Genomic DNA, 5,219 nt, shown 5'->3' with positions numbered 1-5,219 from the left:
ATCCACGAACTGCTCGCGGATGCGGATCACCGGATTGAGCGAGTTCATCGAGGATTGCGGGATGTAGGAAATGGTCTTGAACCACTCCTTCCGCACGTTCTCGGCGGTCACGGGTTTGCCGTCCGAGCTTTTCAGCCCGTATTCGATACTGCCGCGGGAGAGGTACATGGGCGACTGGATATCGCCATAGATCGCCTTCATCAGCGTCGACTTGCCCGAGCCGGATTCGCCGGCAATGCCGACGACGCAATTGTCGGGAATGGTCAGGGTCACGCCGTCGACGGCGTCGATGGTCCGGCTGCCGATGCGATAGCTGATTTTCAGATCGTTGAGCCGGATCATGACACACCACGCTTTGATGCAAAGGCCTGATTGAACCCTGTGGAAGTCAGGAACAGCCCGAGGAAGAGGGTAACGGTCGCGACGATCGGCGCCACGATCCAGGGATATTGCCCGGTGAACAGGGCATTGTAGCTCAGGGCCCAGAAGATGATGGAGCCGAGCGTCGGCACTTCCACTTTGGAGAGGCCAATCACCGCCAGCGTCGCCTCGGTATTGATGGCGAAGAGCACGGTGTTGATGAAGCCCACGAGGATATAGGCCGACACGTAGGGGAAGATTTCCTTAGCCAGAATGTCGACCGTATTGGCGCCCGAGAAGCGCGCCATATTGATGAATTCACGCTCACGCAGCGACAGCGCCATGGCGCGGACAGTACGCGCGTCCCAGGCCCAACCGAAAATGATGATGATCAGCCCGACGGTGAAGAACGAGGTGTTTCCCCGGATCAGCGCACCCAGAATGATCAGGATCGGCAAGAGCGGAATGGTGATGAACGTGTCGACAAAAAGCATGACGATGCGTTCGAACATGCCGCCGATATAGCCGGCGCTGAGGCCGACAATGGTCGCGACGATGGTCACGCCGACGGCCACCAGAATGCCGAGCATCAGCGAGTTCTTGATGGCAAAGACCAGGAACCAGAAAATGTCCTGCCCCAGCGCATTGGTGCCGAGCCAGTGGACGCCCGACATGGGCAGGTTTCGCATGTAGGTCGCCTGCACCGAGGGATCGGCCGGGGCAAACATGGGGAGAATAAAGCTGCCGAGACCCATGACGAGGAGGATAACGAGGCCAATGGCGAGGCGGGCATTGAGCAGCCAGAGAAGGCCACCCTTTTTCCGGCCAGGCTTGCCGGCGACGGGCGGGGCGACAACCAGCGCCACCGGATCGGTGTTGTTGATGTCGGTGCTCATTTGCTGCGGATCCGCGGATCGAGGAGAGGATAGATGAGGTCGATGACGAGACCGGCCGTGGCGACGGCGAGGATCGACAGCGTGATCGCGCCATAGAGGACGTTGTAGTCGCCGCCCGTCGCAGCGGTGCGCATGATCAGGCCGATGCCGGGATAGGAGAAGATGATCTCGGTGAGGAGAGCACCGTTAAAGATCATGCCCAGCGACAGGGCCAAAGCCGTCACCTGCGGCAGCAGCGCATTGCGGAACACATAGCGCGTCATGCGCGTCCAATTGGAAGCGCCCTTGAGCCGGGCATAGGTGACATAGGGCTCTTCGGTGGTCGCCACCGCCAGCGCCTTCATGGAGAGGATGTTCCAGCCAAAGCCCGCCAGCACCAGCGTGATCGCCGGCAAGAGCGAATTGTAGATGATCATGCCCACCTTGGGCCAGGTCATCTCGCCCACCGGGAAGGTTGGGGAGAGCGGGAAAATCGGGAAAATATAGGCCAGCAGCAGCAGAACCGTGACCGCGAGAATGTAATACGGGATCGGGTAGAGCAGGATACCGACGAATTCGAGGACCGAGGCGGCCTTCTTCTTGTGGAAGTAGCCAGCCACGAGCCCGACCATATTGCCGAGCAGCCAGGCGATCACCGTCGCGGTGAGCAGCAACCCCAGCGTCCAGGGTAGCGCCGTGACGATCATGGTCGACACTTCGGTCGGGTAATAGGTAAAGGACGGTCCGAAATCGAAGTCGATGACGACGCGCTTCAGATAGGACAGGTATTGGGTGAAGATATCGCCCTTGAGGCCATAGAGCGTCTCAAGGTTGACCCGCATTTCGGCGATGGCCTCAGGGGTGAGCGTGCCATTGGCGCGGCTCTGGATCTGCCCGATATAGCCATCCACCGGATTGATCGGCATGAGGCGAGGCAGCATGAACGTAATAGTCAGCCCGATAAACAGCACGGCAAGATAGAGGCCGAACCGTTTGGCGACATAGGCGAGAACACCCATCAGTCAGTCCTTCGCAAGGGCGCAGGCAAGAAACGCTGCGCGACGAAATAGAGGCCCGGAGAAGCGTTCAGCGCCGCTGGGACAGGCGCTGAACGGCTCCGGGGGACGCGGCGGCCGGGAGGACAGTGGCCATCGCGTAACTCGTCATCAGCTTATTGCTGGCCGGTCGGCTCGATCGAGACGATCGTCTTCTTGAAAGAACTCCACCAAGTGTAGGGCGCAGCGTAGAAGTTGTCCTGCTTGGGGAAGTTGGTCCAATAGGTCTTGTTGGTCGGGATCGTCGTCGGGATGTTCATGAGATTGATCATCTGCATGTCTTCCACGAGATACTTCGAGATGCTCCGGCCGTTTTCGAGGAATTGCGGGTCGTCGGTCGGCAGCTGGGCGCTGTCGGCCACAAGGTCAAAGATCCGCTGGTCGGTGACACGCATGAAGTTGCCTACAAGTGCGTCCGTCGAGTCCGGCGGGAGCACATAGGTCTCAGCGAACTGGCGCCAGGAGTTCTGCCAGTTCGAGTTATAGGTGCACGACTGCCCCCAGTTGATCATCAACTCGTTGCGGGCATTGGTGTTCTGGACCGTGGTCCATTCGCCATTGTCCACCTGGCGGGTATTGATGTTGAACCCGGCCTGGCGCCAGCTGTCGGCAATCGAGAAGCCGATGCGCTGGATGACCTTGTTCCAGTCGCCGGGGATGACGAATTCGATCACCCAGGGTGAGCCATCTTCGAGGGCGAAGAACCCATCGGCACCCTTCTTCATGCCCACCGATTCGAGGAGCTTGGCAGCCTCGGCCGGGTCATGCTTCCACCAGCCCATACCAAAGCCCTGCTCGATGGCATCGCCTGTCGGCAGCTGCGAGGCATCGACGCCCTGGGACGCCAGCGCATCGTTGAGTTCGGCGGCAAAGTTGGTGTTATAAGGCTTGTAGCCGTCGGCCAGCGTCAGCTCTTCGAGCCAGGACTGGAGCGGTGCGTAGTAGAGCGGGTTGGTGATCGGCGTATCTGCCAGCGGCAGGGCCCCGGCCTTGAACTGGCCGCTCATCGAGGAAATACCGACCTGCTGCATGTTGAGCGCCAGGGCCAGGGCCCAGCGGACTTCCGGCTTGTCGTAGGGCGCCTTTTGCAGGTTGATATAGACGCCATAGGAACAGGCGTCGTTCATGTCGTGATAGGGGAAGGTCGGCGAAAAGCTTTCCACATTGGGATTGCGCGCCTTGGCGGCCTGGATCGAGTCTGGGCTCATGAAGGTGTCGACGTCATACTGGTTCTGCACGAAGGCCAGCGCCCGCGTTTCTTCGGCACCAAAATCCTTGTAAAGCACGAATTTGGGTTTTGGCTGGCCGAGATTGCCCCAGCCGGAGCGCTCCCAGTCCTCGCGCAGCTCCCAAAGCTGCCAGGCGCCGTTGGGGTCAAATTCCTTGATCTTATAGGGCCCGAGGGTCACCGCATTGGTGTTCTGGAAGGTCACCACGGCATCGCCAAGCGGCTCATAGACGTGCTTGGGCACGATCACGAACTGGCTGCCCCAGGTATAAACGCCCATCACGGTCTGGAAATCGTAGGACGGACGCGAGGTTTCGACCTCGAACGTATAGTCGTCGATCTTCTTCCAGCTCTTGGCGAAGTTGGCGATCACCGCCACGCGACCAAGCTGGCTGCGATATTTTGTGTAGGTATCGAGCGAGTAGATCACGTCATCGGCGGTGAATTCGACGCCGTCACTCCAGTAGACGCCTTCGCGTAGTTTGACACGGAACTGGGTATGCTCGTCGTTGAGCACTTCAACGGGGCCAGCGGCGAGTTCGGGATAGGACTGGCCGGTGGCCGTATCCATTTCCCAGAGCCAGCTCCAGCCCAGCTCGCGGAAACCGCGCCAGATGGCGTAGGAGTTCATCGGGTTCTGTGCGGACGCATTGGCGGCGCGGCCATCAAAGGTCTGCACGATCAGCGTCTCGTTGCGCAGCGTGCCGACATCGGTCATTGCGCCTTGCGCAAATGCTGTAGTGGTCAACATGACGCCAAGGACAGACGCCATCAAAGAACGGCCAAGCCGAACCATATTTTCCTCCTTTGCCGGTCGCCAGCCCTCCAGCCGGTCAACCCACGAAACGCGAGGCGTTTCAGGGAGGTAGGGACGCGTTTTCAGCCCCGCGCACCGGGTCGATTCCGGGCGCGACCAGTCCGGCCGCAAAACTTTCCATGTCCTCCCGCGCGCTCCCGCAGCGGTCGCAAGATCGTTTTGTTGTTTTCGATTTCTTGCGATTACTAACGATTATGTACGGAACAGCCCCTTGTCAATGACCTTCACCGCGGCTCCACCAAATGCCGAACGGCGTCAGAATCGATCAAACGCGCCGCCCCGGCTCTGCCCAGCGCAACAGACATTCGAACCTCGATTCAGCAATGTCAGGGACTTACATAGCAGGTTGCCAAGCGGCGGCGCTCAGGATCGCGCAGGCTTGATCGGAAAACAACAGAATACGAAAATTTTCCGCACCAGGCGAAAGAAACACAATTTTCGAAAAGAGTCACAATTCTCCCGGACGGAGCGCTCCTTTAATGCACCTGCACCGAACCGAGCTGGAAAAACACCTGCAGGAGCGGCCCCAGCACGGCAGGGTCATATTCGTGGCTCTGGTCGGCCAGCGTTATCCGCTCGGCATTGTGAAGCCCCGAGGCCACCCAGTCGGCCCCGGCCGCCATGAGGGGAAAGCTCTTGTCCCCGTCGATGACCAGCACAGGCATGATGGCGTTCTGCCAGTGCTCGGGCGGGGTATCCCCGGCCTTGGCATCGGCAAGGATGCGATAGTCGTGCTCGATAGTCAGCCCGACCGCTGCGAAAGCCGGCCAGGCTGGGCTTTGCCGGACACCCTCGAGCTGCTCCTTGGGCATGCCGACGCCGAGGAGAAAATCACTCATCATCTCGGCGGCCCGCCCCTGCGCCGTCTGCGCCCGCCCCTTGTA

The 5,219-nt window shown here is 59.9% G+C and carries 5 protein-coding genes; all 5 read right to left on the bottom strand.

The window, feature by feature from the left end; genetic code table 11:
• Positions 1–342, bottom strand: a 342-nt coding sequence (locus tag J0I64_RS04635; RefSeq protein ID WP_291406441.1) for an ATP-binding cassette domain-containing protein, incomplete at its 3' end; no start/stop codon positions are given.
• A complete protein-coding gene (locus J0I64_RS04630) occupies positions 339–1,256 on the bottom strand; it encodes an ABC transporter permease (RefSeq protein WP_291406440.1) in 918 nt (305 codons plus the stop codon). The genes J0I64_RS04630 and J0I64_RS04635, both read right to left, overlap by 4 nt.
• A complete protein-coding gene (locus tag J0I64_RS04625) occupies positions 1,253–2,254 on the bottom strand; it encodes an ABC transporter permease (protein ID WP_291406439.1) in 1,002 nt (333 codons plus the stop codon). The genes J0I64_RS04630 and J0I64_RS04625 overlap by 4 nt, the downstream gene beginning before the upstream one ends.
• A gap of 152 nt (positions 2,255–2,406) precedes the next feature.
• Complete coding sequence (locus J0I64_RS04620) at positions 2,407–4,236, bottom strand: ABC transporter substrate-binding protein (protein ID WP_291406438.1); 1,830 nt, start codon at positions 4,234–4,236, stop codon at positions 2,407–2,409.
• A 575-nt stretch (positions 4,237–4,811) separates the two neighbouring features.
• A partial coding sequence (locus tag J0I64_RS04615; protein ID WP_291406437.1) for a hypothetical protein occupies positions 4,812–5,219 on the bottom strand: 408 nt, incomplete at its 5' end.

The sequence above is a fragment of the Devosia sp. genome (genome assembly GCF_017307565.1).
Taxonomy (GTDB): Bacteria; Pseudomonadota; Alphaproteobacteria; order Rhizobiales; family Devosiaceae; genus Devosia.
The sequence above is the reverse complement of the archived record's forward strand: the minus strand, read 5'-3'. Positions and strand labels throughout refer to the sequence as shown.

Bases quoted from the DNA above. Each gene is read 5' to 3' on its own strand.
- J0I64_RS04625 (WP_291406439.1), bottom strand. From the start codon at position 2,254: ATGGGTGTTCTCGCCTATGTCGCCAAACGGTTCGGCCTCTATCTTGCC.
- J0I64_RS04630 (WP_291406440.1), bottom strand. From the start codon at position 1,256: ATGAGCACCGACATCAACAACACCGATCCGGTGGCGCTGGTTGTCGCC.
- J0I64_RS04620 (WP_291406438.1), bottom strand. From the start codon at position 4,236: ATGACCGATGTCGGCACGCTGCGCAACGAGACGCTGATCGTGCAGACC.